This window comes from Polynucleobacter yangtzensis (assembly GCF_027924165.1).
Taxonomy (GTDB): Bacteria; Pseudomonadota; Gammaproteobacteria; order Burkholderiales; family Burkholderiaceae; genus Polynucleobacter; species Polynucleobacter yangtzensis.
This window is the reverse complement of record NZ_AP026973.1, coordinates 1,726,884-1,747,455: the sequence shown is the minus strand read 5'-3', so window position 1 is coordinate 1,747,455 and position 20,572 is coordinate 1,726,884. Positions and strand designations below refer to the sequence as shown.

The 20,572-nt window shown below is 44.5% G+C and carries 24 protein-coding genes and 1 tRNA gene; 17 read left to right on the top strand and 8 right to left on the bottom strand.

Annotated features, from left to right (window positions below):
• Positions 1-284: 284 nt before the first annotated feature.
• A complete protein-coding gene (locus tag QMF28_RS08740; protein ID WP_281742360.1) occupies positions 285-572 on the top strand; it encodes a hypothetical protein in 288 nt (95 codons plus the stop codon).
• Positions 573-899: 327 nt separating this feature from the next.
• Here the strand turns inward: QMF28_RS08740 and QMF28_RS08735 are convergent, their stop codons facing one another.
• The gene (locus QMF28_RS08735) at positions 900-1,187 is read right to left on the bottom strand and encodes a hypothetical protein (RefSeq protein WP_281742359.1); all 288 of its coding nucleotides are present in this window, start codon (positions 1,185-1,187) and stop codon (positions 900-902) included.
• Positions 1,188-1,330: 143 nt separating this feature from the next.
• Between QMF28_RS08735 and QMF28_RS08730 the strand changes: the two genes are divergently transcribed.
• From QMF28_RS08730 to QMF28_RS08720, 3 genes are all read left to right on the top strand, one after another.
• Entirely contained in the window at positions 1,331-1,768 is a 438-nt protein-coding gene (locus tag QMF28_RS08730; protein ID WP_281742358.1) for a DUF6641 family protein, read from the top strand.
• Positions 1,769-1,856: 88 nt separating this feature from the next.
• Positions 1,857-2,000, top strand: coding sequence for a hypothetical protein (locus QMF28_RS08725; RefSeq protein ID WP_281742357.1), 144 nt, complete (start codon positions 1,857-1,859; stop codon positions 1,998-2,000).
• Between the two features lie 44 nt (positions 2,001-2,044).
• The gene (locus QMF28_RS08720) at positions 2,045-2,395 is read left to right on the top strand and encodes a hypothetical protein (RefSeq protein ID WP_281742356.1); all 351 of its coding nucleotides are present in this window, start codon (positions 2,045-2,047) and stop codon (positions 2,393-2,395) included.
• An 84-nt stretch (positions 2,396-2,479) separates the two neighbouring features.
• On the opposite strand, the gene QMF28_RS08715 is transcribed toward QMF28_RS08720, so the two are convergent.
• A complete protein-coding gene (locus QMF28_RS08715) occupies positions 2,480-3,751 on the bottom strand; it encodes a tyrosine-type recombinase/integrase (protein ID WP_281742355.1) in 1,272 nt (423 codons plus the stop codon).
• A 114-nt stretch (positions 3,752-3,865) separates the two neighbouring features.
• Here QMF28_RS08715 and QMF28_RS08710 point away from each other — a divergent pair, with 114 nt between their 5' ends.
• From QMF28_RS08710 to QMF28_RS08660, 11 genes are all read left to right on the top strand, one after another.
• Positions 3,866-5,851: a DUF2075 domain-containing protein gene (locus QMF28_RS08710; protein WP_281742354.1), complete on the top strand. Its 1,986-nt coding sequence runs from the start codon at positions 3,866-3,868 to the stop codon at positions 5,849-5,851.
• A gap of 11 nt (positions 5,852-5,862) precedes the next feature.
• Positions 5,863-6,429 carry a hypothetical protein gene (locus tag QMF28_RS08705; protein WP_281742353.1) on the top strand — a complete coding sequence of 189 codons (567 nt, stop codon included), beginning with the start codon at positions 5,863-5,865 and terminating at the stop codon, positions 6,427-6,429.
• A gap of 136 nt (positions 6,430-6,565) precedes the next feature.
• Positions 6,566-6,642: transfer RNA gene (locus QMF28_RS08700), tRNA-Met, on the top strand.
• A gap of 52 nt (positions 6,643-6,694) precedes the next feature.
• Entirely contained in the window at positions 6,695-7,237 is a 543-nt protein-coding gene (locus QMF28_RS08695) for a DUF2878 domain-containing protein (protein ID WP_068319469.1), read from the top strand.
• 114 nt (positions 7,238-7,351) lie between these two features.
• Positions 7,352-8,437: a recombinase RecA gene (gene recA, locus QMF28_RS08690; protein ID WP_082786353.1), complete on the top strand. Its 1,086-nt coding sequence runs from the start codon at positions 7,352-7,354 to the stop codon at positions 8,435-8,437.
• 17 nt (positions 8,438-8,454) lie between these two features.
• A complete protein-coding gene (gene recX, locus QMF28_RS08685; RefSeq protein ID WP_068319465.1) occupies positions 8,455-8,976 on the top strand; it encodes a recombination regulator RecX in 522 nt (173 codons plus the stop codon).
• A gap of 189 nt (positions 8,977-9,165) precedes the next feature.
• Positions 9,166-10,335: an ADP-forming succinate--CoA ligase subunit beta gene (gene sucC, locus QMF28_RS08680; protein ID WP_011903667.1), complete on the top strand. Its 1,170-nt coding sequence runs from the start codon at positions 9,166-9,168 to the stop codon at positions 10,333-10,335.
• A 15-nt stretch (positions 10,336-10,350) separates the two neighbouring features.
• Entirely contained in the window at positions 10,351-11,244 is an 894-nt protein-coding gene (gene sucD, locus QMF28_RS08675) for a succinate--CoA ligase subunit alpha (protein ID WP_281742352.1), read from the top strand.
• Between the two features lie 99 nt (positions 11,245-11,343).
• The gene (locus tag QMF28_RS08670; RefSeq protein ID WP_068319457.1) at positions 11,344-12,048 is read left to right on the top strand and encodes a TerC family protein; all 705 of its coding nucleotides are present in this window, start codon (positions 11,344-11,346) and stop codon (positions 12,046-12,048) included.
• 64 nt (positions 12,049-12,112) lie between these two features.
• A complete protein-coding gene (locus QMF28_RS08665; protein ID WP_281742351.1) occupies positions 12,113-12,697 on the top strand; it encodes a pilin in 585 nt (194 codons plus the stop codon).
• A 43-nt stretch (positions 12,698-12,740) separates the two neighbouring features.
• A complete protein-coding gene (locus tag QMF28_RS08660) occupies positions 12,741-13,637 on the top strand; it encodes an alpha/beta fold hydrolase (protein WP_281742350.1) in 897 nt (298 codons plus the stop codon).
• Positions 13,638-13,640: 3 nt separating this feature from the next.
• Here QMF28_RS08660 and moaC read toward each other — a convergent pair whose 3' ends face one another.
• A complete protein-coding gene (gene moaC / locus QMF28_RS08655) occupies positions 13,641-14,126 on the bottom strand; it encodes a cyclic pyranopterin monophosphate synthase MoaC (protein ID WP_068319451.1) in 486 nt (161 codons plus the stop codon).
• Between the two features lie 23 nt (positions 14,127-14,149).
• Here moaC and QMF28_RS08650 point away from each other — a divergent pair, with 23 nt between their 5' ends.
• Positions 14,150-15,850 (top strand): M48 family metalloprotease, encoded by a 1,701-nt coding sequence (locus tag QMF28_RS08650; protein ID WP_068319449.1) that lies wholly within the window; start codon positions 14,150-14,152, stop codon positions 15,848-15,850.
• On the opposite strand, the gene QMF28_RS08645 is transcribed toward QMF28_RS08650, so the two are convergent.
• From QMF28_RS08645 to QMF28_RS08625, 5 genes are read right to left on the bottom strand one after another with little or no spacing between them, the layout of a single operon-like run.
• Entirely contained in the window at positions 15,847-16,446 is a 600-nt protein-coding gene (locus tag QMF28_RS08645) for a DUF2946 family protein (RefSeq protein WP_425594893.1), read from the bottom strand. The genes QMF28_RS08650 and QMF28_RS08645 overlap by 4 nt on opposite strands.
• A 32-nt stretch (positions 16,447-16,478) precedes the next feature.
• A complete protein-coding gene (locus QMF28_RS08640) occupies positions 16,479-16,913 on the bottom strand; it encodes a nuclear transport factor 2 family protein (protein ID WP_281742348.1) in 435 nt (144 codons plus the stop codon).
• A gap of 17 nt (positions 16,914-16,930) precedes the next feature.
• Positions 16,931-17,971, bottom strand: a complete 1,041-nt coding sequence (waaF, locus tag QMF28_RS08635; protein WP_068319443.1) for a lipopolysaccharide heptosyltransferase II — start codon at positions 17,969-17,971, stop codon at positions 16,931-16,933.
• Positions 17,972-18,016: 45 nt separating this feature from the next.
• Positions 18,017-18,205, bottom strand: coding sequence for a zinc-finger domain-containing protein (locus QMF28_RS08630; protein WP_215360214.1), 189 nt, complete (start codon positions 18,203-18,205; stop codon positions 18,017-18,019).
• A gap of 22 nt (positions 18,206-18,227) precedes the next feature.
• Entirely contained in the window at positions 18,228-19,151 is a 924-nt protein-coding gene (locus tag QMF28_RS08625; protein WP_068319439.1) for a branched-chain amino acid transaminase, read from the bottom strand.
• A gap of 208 nt (positions 19,152-19,359) precedes the next feature.
• Between QMF28_RS08625 and QMF28_RS08620 the strand changes: the two genes are divergently transcribed.
• On the top strand, positions 19,360-20,571 hold the full coding sequence (locus QMF28_RS08620) for a phosphoglycerate kinase (RefSeq protein ID WP_068319438.1): 1,212 nt from the start codon (positions 19,360-19,362) through the stop codon (positions 20,569-20,571).
• Position 20,572 lies beyond the last annotated feature (1 nt).

The following is a 20,572-nucleotide window of genomic DNA, read 5'->3' as shown; positions in this document are numbered from 1 at the left end:
AAAGAACCTTCCAAAATTCAAAGACTTAGCTAATTTCATAATCTTTTTCACATTAGATTATGTTTTCGTGGCTTTTTGACTACAACCTATTCAAAGTATTTATAAGCCCTACAAGCTATTTAATCCAGAGCTCAGCTACCCAACTAAGCGACAATTCTTAATCACTGCTTAAACGAAGGATTTACGCAATTAAAAGTATCGTTATGAAATTTAAACCTAGCTTCAACTTATATTGGTAAAGTTAGCCTAGCCTGTAAATACAACATTAATAAGGAAGCAATGCTATGAATAAACCAAATCGTCATCCCTCAGAACTCACGGATGTAGAGATTGAAAGTTGTATTGACGGCTCAAGTGATGTAGGGATGATTAGGACTATCTTGGAGGATGATGACATCATCACTAAAGATGGGCTAGTGGATGAAGATGAGTTCGGATCAGCATTCGCATTCAACATTGAAGGCTTTATTAGTGAGCCTGAAGATAGTCCAGAGTGGGAAGAGGTAAATCAAGTTAATCTTGATTGGGGCAAAAGTATTGCTGAGAACATTAATGATTTGATTTGTGAGTAAGAGGAAGCGAACTTAGTTCGCTTGTGATTTCGCTTATCGCTCATCACCTGTTTCTTTTCTCTGATTGGGCAATAGATTCTTCTGTCAAACGACGGCTATAGCACTATAAAAGTACTATGGCCGCCGCTACGTGTAGATTGGTACTAAGCATTCCCCAGCAACACGACTCTAAAAGAATTTATTGGGGACAGATGTATTAAAACCCCAAACCCTAACTACAGGGAATTCTGCGGCCTACTTGTAGCGCATAACTTTTAGAGCAGTTATGCCAAGTGCGGGCTCATTAGCCGACGTATTACAACCCGCGTTTTTGCCGTTTAAGGTGGGCTAACCTTGCTGCCTATGTAATTGCCTGCGTATTTTTTTGTTGAGATTAAGGGCTTGAAATATCTGCCTTGGAGTTGCCTTGTTTTTATTAAGCGGGAATGAGTTCAGTTGAGCTATTTGTTCTTGAGTAAGTAGATATTGATATTTTAGTAAGTTTTTTACAGCAGCCTTTGCGCGAATAAAGTTAGCCTCTAAGTCAGGGTTAAAGAATGTGTTTGGGTTATACCCATTTGCCTTAAGCCAAGAATCTCTTAGCTTCATATCTTTAAGTGTTTTATAGCTTGTCATACAAATATTTAGCAAAACCTAATAAAAGAAGAACAAAAGTGAGCGTGATTATTAGGTTCTTGTGGCATTAGGCATAAAGAGGTTGCTCTTTCAAAAAGGCCGACAATAAATTAACTGTGCCCATTCACATAAAGGAGAAAACGATGAGCACACTTAATAGTTTGAAGTTAGTTAATTCTAAAAAACCAACAGCAATTCCACCCATCCTTCATCGCCGTCATAAGTTAGGCAATAAAGTCTGGGAACAAATCCAGCTAGCCAAAGCTCAAAAGGAAGGCGGTACTTTTACTGTTAAGAAATTTAAAACAGTTAAAGACTACGATGGCTCACGCAAGAATATTGAAATTGAGAAGCGTGTACGCCAATGGTGGTACGTGGCGGCAGATGGAAAGGTTTGCTTAAACATTCGTTATGGCGCAAAGATTATTGAGTTTGCTAAAGGTAAGACTGCCGTAGAGGTAGCTTCAGGAGAGGAGCTTATTAAGGCGCTGGAGATTATTAAAGGCGCCGTAGAAGCAGGAGAACTCGATACCCAAATTGAGCAGGCTAGTGGCGCTGTTCGTGCTGGGTTTGGTCGTTAACTTGGAATGTCGTTTTAAACGACAAATTATGAGTACAGAACTAATGCTATTGCTAATGGTGTTAGTTCTGCTTTTTTTGGAGGGTTGAATGAAAACATTTGAAGCCTACGTTCGCGCTGGAGGATTTGTGGTTAGAACGATGGTAGTAGCTGATGGTCTTCAGCAGGCTATCTATATTCTACAAGGACAATTTGGAGCGGATAACGTAGTTCATCTGCCGCGCGAAATATAAATTAATCGAGGCTCTCCGCTAAATATAAGGAAAGGAGAGCTGTGATGAAGATTAAAGAAATCACGAATGCGCAAGACCAGTTAAATTTATTGCGTGTCATTATTGATAACACTTGGAGTGCCATTAAACAGCAGGCAGATGTAGAAGGCAGGCAAAAGACAGCAAAGGCAAAAGTGCCAAGGTCTAAAGCGGTTAAGGCTCCGAAGCGACCGCCTTATGCGCCAGCGCCTAAGCCTCTTCCGCAGCCTGTAACTCAACAGCCTGTTGCCGCACAAAAGCAGGCGCCAGTGAATCCAGTTAAGCAGGTTTCACCGGGAGCTACTTCGCAAAGATCGCCTGAGGAAGTAAAAGCATTTCAGGATTACTTGAGGGGCGAGAAAGCAAAACCGCTCTAATGAATCGAAATCGCGGTTTGTAGTAGATATCAATAGCCTTATAAATTGCTGTACGGTTAGGCAGATAGGTATAGTTTTAATTATTCATCCCGCTAATTTCTCTGCAGCTAGCGTAGCTGTTAGCTTGCTATAAAAGCGTTCTAGCATTTGTACAGACGTGCCCATTTGCTTTGCTAGCGTGTGGATGCCCATATTCCACTCCACTAAACTAAACGTAGCGTAGGTGTGTCTAAAGCTGTACAAAGTGCGTTTTAATCCGTTATTTGATAGCAACAAGCCCGAGTCCTTCATTAGCCACTTAAAGCTACTGACAAAATCATATGGACGTTCTCCGTTAGGGTGCCTCCACAAATACTCCTCATGCTTTTCTTCTATGAGTTGATCTAGGGTTAAGTGGTCCCATTCAGTAAAGCGTTGCTTTAATCGCTCAATGACGGGTACTGCCTCATGCCTAGCAATGAGCCAGCGTGGACCTGTTTTGCCACTTACCCATATGCGTAGATATCGAACGCTCTTGTCTGTATGCCATTCCAAGTGCTTCCACTGAATGTTCTTTGCTTCCGTGCCATGGCGCATACCTGTTGCCATGAGTATCTCTATGTAATCTCTCAGTAATAATCTGCCGTTGTGCGCTTCTTCTGTTTTGCCGCCTTCGCTCCAGGTTTTCATAAAGACAAATAGGTAATCAATCTCTTTTCTAGTAAAGGCGGGCCTTGGAGTGCTCTTTTCGCCTTTAGTGCCCAGCCTTGGAACTGGGTGTTTATCACTAAGCCATCCTCGTTTGATTGCTGAATCAAATACCCTGTTGTAAGCAGAGAAATGCGTCATCATGGTTGAGCGCATGAGTTTGCGTTTCATCTTCTCTGCTCGCCATAGCTCATACTCAGCAATATCTTGGTGGTTAATATTGGTTAGAAACTTCTTGCCAAAAAATGGAATGAGGTAGTTATCTAATACAGAGATGTAATCCACATATATCTTCTTACCTACGCCATTATCTAAATCGCTTTGCAGTTCTACCTTGGTAGCTTCTGCCGCTGAATCAAAGCGTTTGTTTAGGGGTGGCAATCCCAACTCTTCCATAAAGCGGGCTCTATCGTAAATATCCCCAGCTTTCTTTTTGGCGTATTCCAAATCCTCATAGCCAGTACTCACTCTGTGCCACTTCTTGTCATAAAGCCTAAAGCGCATTTGCCATTGCTTACTGCGCTCTCGCTTATATAGGGTAATGTTGCCATCCCTCATATGGACTAGCTTGCCAGTAGCTAGGTTTTCTAGGTATTTGAGTTGAGGTGATTTTTCAGGGGTAGAGGTGCTTTGAAAGAAAAGGGCAAGCACTTCCGTTTCTTTGGGCATGTTTTTCTAGCTGAAAAACATAGCTTAATTTCGGTGTGTAGCTTTGGGCAACCTGAATTTGTCGTTTTAAACGACAAATAATTTGCTCTTAGGAACTCATGTCAAAATGTATAAATGAATTTATCTAATCGTTTTGCCTATAGGGCGGAAGTAAGTAGCTTCCTTGTGACTAAAGATGATGAAATCTTGGGTCAGCTAACAAATCAACATAAATTTAGGCAATTAGAGCAACAGCAAATTAATGCTTGGCGTAGGCAAATTATTGAACTTAAGCAGGTCTTGGTTAGTTTTCCAAAGGCAACCTTATTGCTGGAATTTGAGATACCCAGGATTGGCAAGCGTGTTGATGCCATTCTCATATTAGATGGCTCTATTGTAGTTTTGGAGTACAAGGTTGGCGCCAAGTCGTATGACACCATCTCAATAGATCAAGTCCATGACTACGCTTTGGATTTAAAGAATTTTCATAAGGCTAGCCATCACTTAAACATCATTCCAATTTTGGTGGCTACAGATGCTCCAGGAAAAGTGCAGAAATTAGTGATTAGGAATGATGGTGTAGCAAGCCCCGTCTTCGCAAACTCTAATAATTTATTGGATGCTCTTAATCTTGTGTCAGCCTCTTTACCAAAGGTAGACTTAGATCCTGGTATTTGGATAAGCTCTACCTATCATCCAACCCCTACTATTGTTGAAGCTGCTCAGGCTTTGTATAAAGGCCATAAAGTAGATGAAATATCACGATCTGATGCTGGAGCAATAAATCTAACCAAGACTTGCGGCCATGTATCAAAAGTTATTGATGACGCAAAAGCAAATAACAAAAAAGTAATTTGCCTAATCACGGGCGCACCTGGCGCTGGGAAAAGTTTGGCTGGGCTGAATATTGCTATTGAACGTATGCGATATCTTGAAAATGAGCATGCCGTCTTCTTATCGGGCAATGGACCATTGGTGGCCGTATTGCGCGAAGCATTAGTGCAGGATCAATTAGCTGAGAATGATCTTTTGCCAAAAGAAGAAAGAACTAAAAGAAAGCCAGCCGAACAAAAGGCTGCAGCTTTCATTCAAAACATTCACCACTTCCGGGATGACAATTTAGCATCCAATGCGCCACCTGTTGAAAAAGTCGTGATATTTGATGAAGCGCAGCGAGCTTGGAATAAGGAGCAGGCTTCATCATTCATGAAGCGTAAGCGTGGACAAGATAACTTTTCTATGTCTGAACCTGATTTCTTACTTTCTGTAATGAACCGTCACAAGGATTGGTGTGTGGTCGTTTGTTTGATTGGAGGCGGTCAAGAAATTAATACTGGTGAAGCTGGAATTACAGAGTGGATCACAGCATTAAAAGAGCACTATCAAGACTGGGAGATACATTTCTCAGATGAAATATTTAAATCTGATTACGCCTTGAGTAGAGAGTGGCTTGAGGATCAAGGTCCACTCAATTTACATATTGAGCCAGATTTAAATTTGTCTGTTTCCTTGCGCTCGTTTAGGGCTGAGAAATTATCGGCTTTTGTTGGTGCTCTGATTTCTGGCGATTCAAATAAGGCAAGAGAGATAAAACAGCATCTAACTAACTACCCAATTTATTTGACACGCAAACTAGATAGGGCAAAAGATAGATTGAAGGACTGGGCTAGAGGGACTGAGCGCATTGGACTCGTTGCTTCATCAAATGCAATAAGGCTTAAACCATCGGGAATATTTGTGAAGGGTGAAATAGACCCGACACTTTGGTTCCTTAAGGGCAAGAGTGATATTCGCTCATCACACTATTTAGAGGATGTGGCAACAGAGTTTGATGTCCAGGGCTTGGAAATAGATTGGGTTGGCGTTTGCTGGGATGCGAACTTCAGAATTGAGAATGGCAAGTGGGTCACCTATAACTTCTCTGGCTCTAAGTGGCAAACGGTACATGGCTTAGAAAAACAAAAATATATTGCTAACTCTTATCGGGTATTGCTAACTCGTGGAAGACAGGGGGTTGTGATATTTGTTCCAGAGGGTGATGATTCTGATCCAACACGACACAAAGATTTTTATGACCAAACCTATCAATTCCTTAAAGACTGTGGAATTGAGGAAATTTAATGGAGAAATAAATGCCTTGTAATTACGGCTGGATTGGTATTGCAGCATGGTGGTGCCAGCTTGACTCTAATGTTTTGGCAGCCTGGGTGCAGGCGATTGGATCTGTAGGTGCAATTGTTGCAGCTGTTGGAATTTACTATCGTCAAAAAGTAAATGAAGAAAATGAGCGCCTTGCAAATAATCGCAAAGTTGTGATGAGTGCTGCTGCTAATCTAGAGAGCGCACTAAGTTATCAATCAGTTGTATTGGACTTCGCTCCAGCTGGGGACGGTGTCATCGGTCATCCAATTACTGATCTAAAGGATGCCGTGTCATTCCTTCAGCTGCAACCAAGAACAAAAGAAGCAATTAGAGAAGCTGTAGAAAAGGCCCACTATTTTTCTATGGAGCTTTGCGAGCAAATGGCTAAGTTGAGCGTTCAGGCAGCTGCCTATGATCGCCTCATAGAGCAAAATGCTCGCATAGGAAACAATCGGACTCCCGATGAATTTTTTAAGGGCGTGACGGCCACTAGGCTTGCTTTGTCAGCCGTTCTTGATGAAACGCGAAAAATGCTTCAGGCTTACCTTCCAAAATAGGTCGTTTTAAACGACAAATTCTGTAGATAAGGTGTGCACCGTAGATTTGCCGTAAAAACACCGTTTTTCAGGGGAAGAAGAATCTAGGCGGCTCAAAATAGCTCTCTAGGCTAAATTACGCTAAAATCATTCCTTCGGCGAATTAGCTCAGCTGGTTAGAGCGACGGAATCATAATCCGCAGGTCCGGGGTTCAAATCCCTGATTCGCCACCAAATCTAAAAGCCATTGCCCCTCGGCAGTGGCTTTTTTCTTAGGGTGCTGGGTATGGCTAAATTTTGGAACTTTGTTATTTTCCAGCTTGGTTGGTTTGCCTGTGTACTAGGTGCGGCCAATAAACAAGTGTTTTGGGCGGTAGCTGCCACTCTCGCATATATCGTCTTCCATGCTTGGCGCTCACCTTCACCAAAGACAGAGGTGCGCCTTCTGGTTAAGGCTTTTATCTTTGGTTTGGTGGCTGATACCCTCATCATGCATTTGGGCTATCTGGATTTTCAGGATGATTGGCCATCGCCGTATTTGTCACCTCTGTGGATGTGGGTCTTGTGGGTTTTGGTGGCCACTACCGTCAATGGATCCTTGACCTGGTTGCGAGGCAGACCTGTTTTAGGAGCTGTTTTAGGCGGTATTGCCGGCCCAATGTCTTATGAGGCTGGTATCCGGATGGGTGCTGGAGGTTGGGGCCCAGGTGGTCAAATCACTGGATTTATCCTTGTTGGGGTGGTCTGGGCTATAGCTATTCCCCTCTTTTTCTATTGGGATCGAGCCAATCAAGCCCAGCTTAGTAAAAAATCCGTAAATTCGCTTTAAAAGTCGCTTGCAAAGACTACTGTTTTTATATACAGTAACTCCTAAGTTGTTACACAGTAGATAAAACTTCGGGAAAAAGCCCAGTACATAGTGAAAAGGGAATAAAAAATGGCCTTGGATAACAAAAAGCAATCAGCCTCTTCAGAATTTGAAGGAATGAGCGGGGACAAACAAAAAGCATTAACTGCAGCACTGGCACAAATTGAGAAACAGTTTGGCAAAGGTTCAATCATGAGATTGGGCGATGCCGAAATTAGTCAAGATATTCAGGTAGTTTCTAGCGGTTCACTCGGATTAGATATCGCTCTTGGAGTTGGTGGTCTTGCGCGTGGGCGCGTAATTGAAATTTACGGTCCAGAATCTTCAGGTAAAACAACACTTACATTGCATGCAATTGCAGAAATGCAAAAGCTTGGTGGCACTTGCGCATTTATTGATGCGGAACATGCTCTTGATGTGCAGTACGCATCACGCCTCGGTGTTGATGTAAATAATTTATTGATCTCTCAACCAGACACTGGCGAGCAAGCTTTAGAAATCGCAGACGCTTTGGTGCGTTCAGGTTCGATTGATCTAATCGTGATCGACTCGGTTGCAGCCTTAGTTCCAAGGGCTGAGATCGAAGGCGACATGGGCGATTCCTTGCCAGGTTTGCAAGCACGCTTGATGAGCCAAGCTTTACGTAAGTTGACTGGCGCCATCAAGCGTACCAATACCACTGTGATCTTCATTAACCAGATTCGTATGAAGATTGGCGTGATGTTTGGTTCACCAGAAACAACTACTGGCGGTAACGCTTTGAAGTTCTATGCCTCTATGCGTTTGGATATTCGCCGTATCGGCAGTATCAAAAAAGGTGATGAGGTTGTTGGTAACGAAACTCGCGTTAAAGTTGTGAAGAACAAAGTTTCTCCTCCATTCCGTGAAGCCATTTTTGACATCATGTACGGCGCTGGTATTTCTAGAGAAGGCGAAATCATTGATATGGGTGTTGAGGCTGATCTCGTAGAAAAGTCAGGCTCTTGGTATAGCTACAACGGTGATCGCATTGGTCAAGGCAAAGACAATGTGCGCGAGTTCTTAAAAGAGAATCCAGCCATCGCCCAAGATATCGAGAAAAAGATTCGTGAGAAGCTTGGTGTGAAAGTCGGCTCAGCTGTAGTGACTGATGTATTGGCCGAGGAAGAAGAAGTCGAATAATCCCGTTGAATAATTCAATGTCAGAATCAAGTAGTAATAAAAAGCCTAAACAAAGCCCGAGTCTCAAAGCTCGGGCTTTGCGTCTTTTGTCGCAGCGAGAATACAGCCGCAAAGGTTTAGCCACCAAATTGGCTGAATCAGAGGCTAGGTGGGGTAAGTTAGGTGGAGATCAGGTGGAACAAACCCCAGAATCTGGAAATACCCAGATTGAAGCGGTTTTGGATGATTTTGAGGCTCGTGGTTGGTTGTCCGACGAGCGTTTTGCTGAGGCCTTGGTTCGCCGCCGTAGCGAGCGATACGGCATGAGAAAGATCGCCGACGAGCTCGAAAGGGCAGGGGTAGATTCTAAGCAGTCAGCCAAATTACTGGGAGTCTTAAAAGAGACCGAATTCCAGCGCGCTTATGACCTTTGGATGCGTAAATATGGCCAGCGCGCCACTGAACAAAAGGAACGCGCCAGACAATACCGATTCCTAGCTTCCAAGGGGTTTGGGTCCGATATTGTGGCCAAGGTCATAGGCGGTCAAACCCCTGATTAGGGCAATTACGGATCGAAAAACGCTATTTGCGGCGTTGCAGCATGATAGACTTATGGAGTCGGTCAAGCCGTTCGCATTTATTCAAATTTGGCAAATATAGCCAGCTTCAAGAGTAAGTATGAGATTGTGGCGACATCGGTTTTACTAATCCTCATCGCTTGCTAAAAAAGATACCGTTTCGGAGTAAATATGAAAATTCACGAGTACCAAGGCAAAGAACTTCTTCGCCAATTTAATGTGCCTGTTCCTAATGGCATTCCTGCATTTAGTGTTGATGAGGCAGTGAAAGCTGCTGAAAAATTAGGTGGCCCAGTATGGGTTGTAAAAGCACAGATTCATGCTGGTGGTCGCGGTAAAGGTGGCGGCGTGAAATTGGCTAGAAGCATGGACGAAGTGAAGAAATATGCTTCTGAAATTTTGGGCATGCAGCTCAAGACGCATCAAACTGGACCAGAGGGTCAAAAAGTAAATCGTCTCTTAATCGAAGATGGCGCTGATATTAAAAAAGAGTACTACTTCAGTATCGTTACAGACCGTGGCACACAAAAGAATGTGATCATGGCTTCTAGCGAAGGTGGTATGGATATTGAGGAAGTTGCTGAATCTCACCCAGAAAAAATTATTAAAGTATTTGTTGATCCGATGGTTGGTTTGACAGATGCTGATTGCGATATTGTTGCTAAAGGTATTGGCGTTCCTGAAGCGTCTATCCCAATGGCACGCGACGTATTCAAAAACCTTTACAAGACTTACTGGGATACCGATGCATCATTGGTTGAAATCAACCCATTAATCCTTGAAGGCAACGGCAAAATCAAGGCTTTGGATGCCAAGTTCAACTTTGATCCAAACGCATTGTTCCGTCATCCAGAAATCGTAGCTTATCGCGATATCGATGAAGAAGATGCTGCTGAAATTGAAGCTTCTAAATTTGACCTTGCTTACATTTCTTTAGATGGCAATATCGGCTGTTTAGTGAATGGTGCAGGTTTGGCAATGGCCACCATGGACACCATTAAGTTGTTCGGTGGCGAGCCAGCAAACTTCTTGGACGTTGGCGGCGGTGCTACAGCAGAAAAAGTAACTGAAGCATTCAAGATCATGTTGAAGAACAAGAGTGTTGAAGCTATTTTGGTAAATATTTTCGGCGGCATTATGCGTTGTGACGTGATCGCTGACGGTGTTGTTACTGCATGTAAAGCAGTAAACCTCACAGTACCTTTGGTTGTGCGCATGAAGGGCACTAACGAAGAGTTGGGCAAGAAGATTCTTGCAGACTCTGGTTTGCCAATTATAAGCGCCGATTCAATGGCTGAAGCTGCTACTAAGGTAGTTGCTGCTGTTGCCAAAAACAAATAATCCAGGAATTTCAATATGTCTATTTTGATCAATAAAAACACCAAAGTCATTACACAAGGTATTACTGGTAAGACAGGTCAGTTCCATACTGAAAAATGTCAGGAATACGCAAACGGCAAAAACTGTTTTGTTGCCGGTGTAAATCCTAAAAAAGCTGGCGAGTCCATTTTTAACATTCCTATTTATGGAACGGTTAAAGAGGCTGCACAGCAAACTGGTGCAACTACTTCTGTTATCTATGTTCCGCCTCCTGGCGCAGCTGCTGCTATTTGGGAAGCGGTTGAGGCTGACCTCGACTTCGTTATTTGTATTACCGAAGGCATTCCAGTACGTGACATGCTTGAAGTGCGTAACAAGATGCACGCAAAAGAAGCTGCTGGCGGCAAGAAGACTTTGTTACTCGGCCCTAACTGCCCAGGCATCATCACTCCAGATGAGCTCAAGATTGGCATCATGCCTGGTCACATTCATAAAAAAGGCCGTATTGGTGTTGTTAGCCGTTCCGGTACATTGACTTATGAAGCGGTTGGTCAGTTGACAGCAATTGGTTTAGGCCAGTCCACAGCAGTAGGCATTGGTGGCGACCCAATCAATGGCTTGAAGCACATCGACATTATGAAAATGTTCAATGAAGATCCAGAGACAGATGCTGTGATCATGATTGGTGAAATCGGCGGTCCAGACGAAGCCGAAGCTGCACGCTGGTGCAAAGACAATATGAAGAAGCCAGTAGTTGGCTTTATTGCCGGCGTTACAGCTCCTCCAGGCAAGCGTATGGGTCACGCAGGTGCGTTGATTTCTGGCGGTGCTGATACTGCAGATGCCAAGCTTGCCGTTATGGAAGAGTGTGGCTTCAAAGTAACAAAGAACCCATCAGAAATGGCTGCTTTATTGAAGGGCATGTTGTAATTAGCGTTTGGAAAAAGGGTGCTGCTAAAACAGCATCCTTTTCTGTAGTACCCAGTAGTTAAAAATACAATAAAACATAAGAGAAACGTAGGAGACACCATGGATTTTTCAGCATTTTCTGACGCTACCTTTTGGGCGGCGCTTTTATCAATCATCGTTGCAAATATTTTGCTATCTGGCGATAACGCAGTTGTGATCGCTTTAGCATCACGTAATTTGCCACCAGCACAACAAAAGAAAGCAATTTTCTGGGGTAGTGCTGCTGCAATTATTTTGCGTGTCGTGCTCACCATTACAGCAGTAGCGTTGCTTACTTTGCCGTACTTAAAAATTGTTGGCGGTTTATTATTGCTTTACATCGGTATTCAGCTTTTATCTGATAGCGGTGGCGAAGAGCATATGGAAGCCAAGACCAGTATCTGGGCTGCTATTCGTACGATCTTGATCGCCGACTTAGTAATGAGCTTGGATAACGTATTGGCAGTTGCAGCTGCGGCACAAAAAGGTCCAGAAGAGACCCGCCTCCTCTTGTTGATCATTGGATTGGGAATGTCTATTCCATTAATCATTTTTGGTAGCGCTATGTTGCTGAAGGTGATGGAGCGTTTCCCAATCATCATCACTTTGGGCGCCGGACTTTTGGGTCTGTTGGCTGGTGGAATGTTGGTCGATGATCCTGCTATCAAAGACAGCATTCAGGCTGCTTTAGGTGATGCCAAGCTTGCTTTTGAGGTAATTGGTGTTGCTATTGTGATTTTGGTGGGAACTTATCTGAAAAAAAAGAACGCTGCTAAAGCGCATTGATTTCCTTACAGTTGAATCAGAAAAGCCGGCCTTCAAAGCCGGCTTTTTTATTGGTAACTTCCTTGTGAGCGTACAGCATAGACTGGATCATGAGGTATTTCAATGGGGAGCTAAAGAGATGCAGAATCAAAACAAAGTCATTCAAGGAAAGCAAAATTCAGATACTCATGAAGATGCAGGATTTACCTTAATTGAAGTGATGGTAGTTGTGGCCATCATTGGCATCTTGGTTGCAGTAGCGGTACCCCAATACCAAGACTATATTGCTCGAAGTCGTGTTGTGGAAGGTATGAATTTATCCTCAAGTGCCAAGCTGGCAGTAACGGAAGCTTTTGCCAGTCGCGGCACCGTACTAATGGATGAAGCAACCCATGGTGCCTTCACATTTACACCAACTCGCAGTGTTAAGCTGATTGAAATTACTCCGTCAGGAGCAATCGCAATCGACTACCAAGTGAGTGTTGCGCCAGAGGGTAAAAACACCCTGCATTTAGTCCCTACAAATGAGCCTGATGCCAATTCTCCTAAGCCATTGGATCTCTCAAAGCCAGAAGGCTCAACTTGGGCTGGTGGATGGTCATGTAGATCAACAGAGACTAATTTAATTCCTCAGTTGTTGCCCTCTGAATGCAGAATTACAAATAAATAAGTTAAATAGCCGCCTTAGGGCGGCTTATTTGTATAGTAGAGATATGAATCGCATATTTCTGAAATTTTTCTACTTATTTTTCACCATATTTTTATTCATCGGCGGCGTCGGCGCTCAGACTGTGTCTGGAACATGCAATGTCGAAGTGAAAACTATTCCCATTGGTGGCGGCACTGTTGAGTACCTTAAAGTGGGTAAGGGTACCCCCATTCTTTTATTGCATGGGCTTTTTGCACAAAAGGAGCAATGGTCAGAGCTTGCTTGTTATTTATCTGCTGCTGGTTATTTAGTATTTGCGCCTGACTTGCCTGGATATGGAAAAAGCGCTCCCTTTCCTATCGTTGATTACAAATTAGAAAATCAAGTTAGGCTGCTTCATGAATTTACAAATGCATTAAATATTCAGAAATTAGATCTTGTCGGAAGTTCTATGGGTGGCGCAATCGCAAGTATGTATGCGCGAGCCTATCCGATGCAGGTAAGGTCGCTTGCCTTCATTGGTTCGCCATTAGGCATTAGCGGCTGGAGTACACAGGTAAAGAGCGTCCTTTATCAGGGTATTAATCCCTTCATCCCTATTTCTGTGGATCAACTCAATCTAGAGAATCAACTTTTATTTTATAAGCCGCCTGTAGTGCCAGAATCTCTTCAACAGAGTCTAATCGCTGATTATCAAAAGTCTAACCGCCACTATCAGCAGGTATGGGATATCGTTAATCTGTATTTATACGAGATTGAAAAAAATCCACCATCGCCTATCCCTACTCTTATTCTGTGGGGCAAACAAGATAGGATTTTTGATGTTGTCGACATTCAGAGGTTGCGACAAAAGTATCCGAAAAATCGATACTTAGTTATTAATGAAGCCGGCCACCTATTGATGCTTGAGACCCCTAAAGAGGTTGCTACCAATTACATTGAATTTTTAAAATCAAAGTAATTATTAGGCGGGGTTGTTAGATTTCCACTCCCCACTCTTGCCGCCACTCTTCTCAAGTAGTTTCACATCACCCATCACCATGCCTCGGTCTACTGCTTTACACATGTCATAGATTGTGAGTAGGGCTACTTGGACTGCGGTGAGGGCTTCCATCTCTACGCCAGTTGGCCCGGTAGTTTCGGCTCTTACTTGGCAGGCAATGCTGCTGTCTTGGGGATTGGTTCGAAACTCTAGGCTAACGTGGGTTAGGGCTAATGGGTGGCAAAGAGGAATCAGGTCTGACGTTCTCTTGGATGCCTGAATACCTGCAATTCTGGCGATACCTAGAACATCGCCCTTTTTATGGTTGCCAGCTTCGACCATTTTGAAGGTTTCGGGAAGCATGGTGATCTTGCCGGTAGCGATGGCGATACGATGGGTGTTAGGCTTATCGCCAACGTTTACCATGTGGGCTTGCCCGCTGGCATCAAAATGAGTTAGTTTGTTCATGGGATAAGTTTTACCATATAGGGATGCAAGACATAAAGTCAGATCCAAAAACCATATTTTTGCGCCGTACTTTGGCCATTTGGCTCATGTTGGGGCTGACTTTCTCCGGCTTTCCTGCTTATTCTGCAACTCCTACAGGGGACGTCTCCGTAGAAGGTAATTCTGCTGCTATTCAGAATATTGGCAGGGCCATGCAGTCACCCGATGCGCGTCCGGCTAATGCTCCAACACGAAGCGCTTTGCGCAGTCAACCAACCATTGTTTTGCCGGACATGGGTGATCCAGGAGGCGACGCATTAAGTCGAGTGGATGAGCGTAAATATGGCGAAATGATTATGCGCCAGATTCGTCCTGACCCTGATTACTCAAATGACTTGCCTCTTTATGATTTTCTGAATCAGATGGAACGCCGCTTGCTACAGGCTGCAAAAAAATTGCAGCTTGGTGGCGCAAACGAGCAGGGTAGCGGAGCGTATAACTTCGAAGTGTTTGCTGTAAAAGATAGCAGTATTAATGCGTTTGCATTGCCCGGAGGATTTATTGGTTTTCATACGGGCTTGATTGTGAGCGCAGAATCTGATTCTGAGGTAGCTTCAGTTATGGGGCACGAAACGGGCCACGTATTGCAGCGGCATCTAGCTCGTCAACTGGATAAGCAAACCACTAATACGATGATTGCGATTGCCGGTATGGTGCTTGGTGCCTTAGCAATGTCTCGTAATCCGCAAGCTGCAGCGGGCCTTATGCAGGGTGGTCAAGCGGCTGCTATTAACAATCAACTCTCTTATTCGAGAGATGCAGAGCGTGAGGCTGATCGTATTGGCTTCCAGATTTTGGAGGCTAGTGGTTACGATGTAAATGGTGCACCAGGCTTTTTCCAGCGCTTACAAAAGGCCACCGGTATTATGGATAAAGGTGTGCCTGCCTACGTACGCACCCACCCCTTAACAACAGATCGTATTGCCGATATGCAAGATCGGGCGCGGACTGTGGCAACGCGCAACGTGCCTAGTTCCGTTGAGTTTTATTTCATCAAGGCGCGAGCACGTATGGAACAAGCTGGTAGTTCGAGTGGGCTATACGACTTAAAAAATACTTTTGATAGCTTGAGTAAGCAACCTCAAATTGGAAAACAGTTAGAAGGTTTCTATGGCTTAGCTCTCATTGCTCAGCGTCAAGGAAAAATTGATCAAGCCGAAACCAATTTGCAGCAAGCGCGCAATTTAGCCCAGAAGGCCAGTGCGCCAGGCTCGCCGATCCAAAGGCAGAGCCTGTCTTTGGATATCACCGCTTCTGAATTAGCTTTGGCCAAAGGCAAGAGTGAAGAGGCCCTGCAAATTGCTCAAGCTACTTTGCGTGCATATCCACAATCTTATGCAGCCGGTGCGGCAATGATTAATGCTGAACTAAAACTCGGCCGTACCAATGATGCGATCACTTGGTTAAAGGCGCGAACAAGATCTCAGCCCAATGAAATTGTGTGGTGGAATTTATTGTCCAAGTCTTATGATCAGGCTGGTAATGTCCCCATGCGTCATTACGCGCTTGGTGAAAAATATGCCCTTGAGGGGGCTTGGCCTTCAGCAATTGAACAACTTCGCATTGCTCGCTCAGCTGGTGGGGCCGATTTTTACCAGGGCTCCAGTATTGATGCTCGTTTGCGTGAAATGCAAAGGCAATATCAAGATGAGCTCAAAGAGCAGGGTAAGCAAGCTCCCGGTTAAGGTTGCGGCGTAGCTTGGTAACGAAAGCGCGTAGCTAACTCTTGGGAATGTATGGGGTCTAGTGGAAGCTGCTTTCCTTGCCAAGACCAGGATCCCCCAAAGCTACAGGCTTCTTCGCGGAGTTTGGCTAGCTCAGAAAAATGATCTAGATCGTGATCATGCAAAAGGGCAATTGTTTGAGTTTCTCTTTTAAGAAATTGCCGGCTTTCATTATTAATCTTGCTGCTATCGCAGATTGTTTGATCTACTTTTCCAACAATATAAATATTACCGTTTTCATCGCTTAGGGCTGAATCTGGATCAATGACGTTATGACATTGAGTAAGAAATTGTTCGCCTTGATCGTTGGGGATGATGCGTGCAATCCAGGGGGTGGCATCTAGCGTAATAAAGACACACTGCGGACCATTTTGAAAAAAATATCTTCCGAATTCATCACATGCGTAGTTGCGAGCAATAAAGTCATTGAGAGCAACGTGTTGAATAACTTGTCCTGGAAGACGATTTTGTTGCGCAAATTCATCGCGCATCCGCCATTGGCCACGACGATCTAGAGCAAGCCAACCAAAGCAATCAGGCACATTTGGCCACTTCATCAGTGACCGGAGTACTTGATCATCCATGGTATTTAGTGCAAGCCGTGTGGTGTAGTGGGTGCGTCGTAGGTGTCTTCAGTGGAGTGACTTGCGTGTAAGTGCGCAATACGCCATCCCTGACTATCTTGTAGAAGCACCAGTGTGATGTTGAGGAAAAATTCTGCTTCAACTTGATCTGCTCGTAAATGAACAGCTTCAGTCGTGTCATATACAGCAGCGCCAAGTACTGAGTGACTAATGCATGCGATAGGTTCTAGAAATAGTGGTTGCTTTGCAAGCAGTCGTTCCAAGCCCTCGCGAATTTCTGCATGTCCAGTTAGGCGATGTCCCTCAGGGAGAACGCAAGTAATGGAATCATCATCAAGCCAAATATCTAAAGCGCTTTGTACGTCACGATGGCTCAGTGCATCACGCCATGCCTCGACAACATCATCTGCATTTTGAAAGAGTCTGGCAAGTTTAGGCATAGCTTACTTTTCCTGAGTTAAGACGGCAAGGTATTTAGTGTAGCCAATACCTGTGCTGGCAATATGTCATTTAAGCACTTGAGGTGTCCTAGGGGACACTCTCTTTTATGGCATGGGCTGCAAGGAAGGTTTAGCCAAATGACTTTGGCTTTATCGGACAGTGGTGGCGTATGAGCGGGATCGCTTGACCCAAAAATGGCAACTTGTGGTGTTTTGAGGGCTGCCGCAATATGCATTAAGCCGGAATCATTGCTGATGACTGCTTTACTCATGCTAATTAGGGCAATGGCTTCATCAAGAGAGGTATCGCCACACCAGTTATGAATATGACCATCCCCTTTGGTTTTGGATTGGATTTCTAGGGCGAGAGAGTGATCGCCTTTGCTGCCCAAAAGGATGATTTGATTATTTGGGTTATTGGTAGCAATGCTTTGCGCCAACTCCGCAAAATGACCAGTTGGCCAACGTTTAGTTGGGCCGTACTCAGCGCCAGGGCACATCACGTAAATATGTGACCCATCAATGTGGGCAGTTTTTAATTTAGCCTGTACCGAGTGATGAGCTGGATTAGATACATTTAACTTTGGCGTGATATTTACGTTGGTTGGTGAAGCATGCTCACCATTTAAAAGCTGACCCAATGCAAGATAGTGCTCAACCATCGGCGGCCGATTTACTTTACTCGGATTATCTAGCGCTACGTTAATTAAACCAAAGCGCAACTCACCGCGATAGCCAATTCGAAAAGGAATGCTAGCAAGCCATGGAATCAGCGCTGACTTCAGGCTATTAGGCAATACAAAACACGCCTGATATTTTTTTAGTGCGAGCTTACCGGCTAATTCTTTACGCAAGCCCCATTGCAATTGTTTGTGCTCAAACTTTGCTTCGATGACTTCATGTACTTCTGAGCAGGCGCGATAGATTGGAGCAACCCAAGTGCTGGCAAGTACATCAATTTTTGATTCTGGATATTGTGCTTTGAGAGACGCCAGCAAGGGCTGTGTCATTACTGCATCCCCAATCCAATTTGGGGCGATGATCAGAATACTGTGCATGAATGTATCCCGACTCAGCGCCTCACTGAGAGGCGCTGATAAGGCTTAGTGACCGTGTGGCTCAGTGCCGGGAATGAGCTTGTACTCTGCGCCGCAATAAGGACACTTCGCTTCACCGGTTTTAGTAATGTCTAAGAAAACGCGTGGATGTGAGTTCCATGCTGGTGTTTTATTGGTAGGGCAATGTAACGGCAAGTCTTTGCCATCCACCATCACAACTTGAGCTTGAGTCATATGCTGTTCCTAATTACTGAAGTTACTTTACGTAGGTGAGCCAAGATTTGTATTTATCGTCTCTGCCGTAAACCGCATCGAAATACGTCTTCTGAATTTTTTCAGTGATCGGACCACGTTTGCCATCACCAATAGTGCGATCGTCTAGTTCACGAATTGGAGTTACTTCAGCAGCAGTGCCAGTAAAGAATGCTTCGTCAGCAGAATAAACTTCGTCGCGAGTGATGCGTTTTTCACGAACTTCGTAGCCGAGGTCTTTAGCGATCTGAATAATGGAATCACGTGTGATGCCATCCAAACAAGAGGCTAAGTCTGGTGTGTATACGATGCCATTGCGAACCATAAAGAGGTTTTCGCCAGAGCCTTCAGAAACATAACCTTCGGTATCGAGCAATAAAGCTTCGTCATATCCATTGGCAGTCACTTCTTGGTTAGCCAAAATGGAGTTGATGTAGTAGCCAGAGGCCTTAGCGCGCACTAGGGAGGAATTAACAAAGTGGCGGGTAAAAGAGGAGGTTTTGACGCGAATACCCTTGTTTAGGCCATCTTCACCCAAATATGCACCCCATTCCCAGGCGGCGATTGAGGTATGAATGCTGTTCCCTTTTGGGGAGATTCCCAGCTTTTGGGAGCCAATAAAGATGATCGGGCGGATATAGCAGGCTTCTAGCTTGTTGCTATTTACCGTATCGATAATGCCCTTGGTGACCTCTTCGGGGCTATAAGGCATGTTCATTTGGAAGATCTTAGTTCCGTTAAACAGGCGTTTTACGTGCTCTGGAAGGCGGAAAATGGCTGTTCCCTGGGGGGTTTTGTAGGCTCTAATGCCCTCAAATACGCCCATTCCGTAGTGTAGGCTGTGTGTTAACACGTGAACATTGGCCTCGCGCCAAGGAATTAGCTTCCCATCAGTCCAAATAAAGCCATCGCGGTCGGACATCGACATTTTCTTTACCTTTTGTGTCTATTAAGTATCTATAAAAGCGGTTTTAGTAAGGCATCAGGCCGGTAGATATTGGTCTTTCAGCCCAGAATGCATTTAAGTCCTTATTGTAGAGCAGGCAGGGCAGTCTGTCGGCTTGGATCCTTAGGGTAAATGGGTCGGAGCCTTTAGAATGGAGCATTCCCCATAAACCACAAATTTACCCAAACTCATGCCGGAATCCTTATTTAAAGTTAAGCGTTTAAGCGAATTAGCCCAATCAGGTCAATTAAAGGGTAAGCGGGTTCTTATCCGTGCCGATCTGAATGTCCCCCAGGATGAGGCTGGAAATATTACTGAAGACACTCGAATTCGGGCATCAATGCCTGCTGTACAGATGTGTTTGGATGCTGGGGCAGCGGTCATGGTGACTTCTCATTTAGGTCGCCCAACCGAAGGTGAATTTAAACCGGAAGATAGTTTGGCTCCTGTCGCTGACCGAATTGCGAGTCTGCTGAATCGCAAAGTTCCTTTGATCAGCGATTGGGTGAATGGCGGCTTCGAGGTAAATCCAGGTGAGCTGGTATTGCTAGAGAACTGTCGTCTGAATGTTGGTGAAAAAAAGAATAACGACGAATTGGCAAAAAAGATTGCTGCGTTGTGTGATGTTTATGTAAACGATGCATTTGGAACTGCTCATCGCGCAGAAGCAACTACGCATGGCGTGGCGAAGTTTGCTCCTATAGCTTGCGCTGGTCCTTTGATGGCTGCTGAGTTAGATGCCTTGAGTCGTGCATTAGCAAGTCCGAAACGTCCTTTAGTGGCGATCGTAGCAGGCTCCAAGGTTTCCTCTAAGCTTACTATCCTTAAGGCTTTGTCAGAAAAAGTTGATGAGTTGATTGTTGGTGGCGGTATCGCTAATACCTTCATGTTGGCCAAAGGCTTACCTATTGGTAAATCTCTTGCTGAACCTGATTTGGTTGATGAGGCCAGAGAAATCATGGAGATCATGGAAAAGCGTGGCGCCCATGTGCCTATTCCGGAAGACGTTGTTGTCGCAAATGAACTTTCTCCATTGGCCCGTGCAAACCGCGTGCCTGCAGATCAAGTTGCAGAAGATGACATGATTTTGGATATTGGCCCAAAGACTGCAGCGCGTTTATCAATCATGCTTGCTCATGCTGGCACGATTGTTTGGAATGGCCCATTAGGCGTTTTTGAAATTGATCAGTTTGGTGGTGGCACCAAAATGTTGGCAGCAGCTATCGCACATTCACCAGCTTTCTCTATTGCTGGCGGTGGCGATACTTTGGCAGCTATCGCGAAGTACGGTATTGAGAATCAAGTGGATTACATCTCTACTGGCGGTGGTGCCTTCTTGGAGTTCCTTGAAGGCAAAACCTTGCCAGCCTTTGCAGTACTTGCTGAAAGAGCGAAAGACTAAA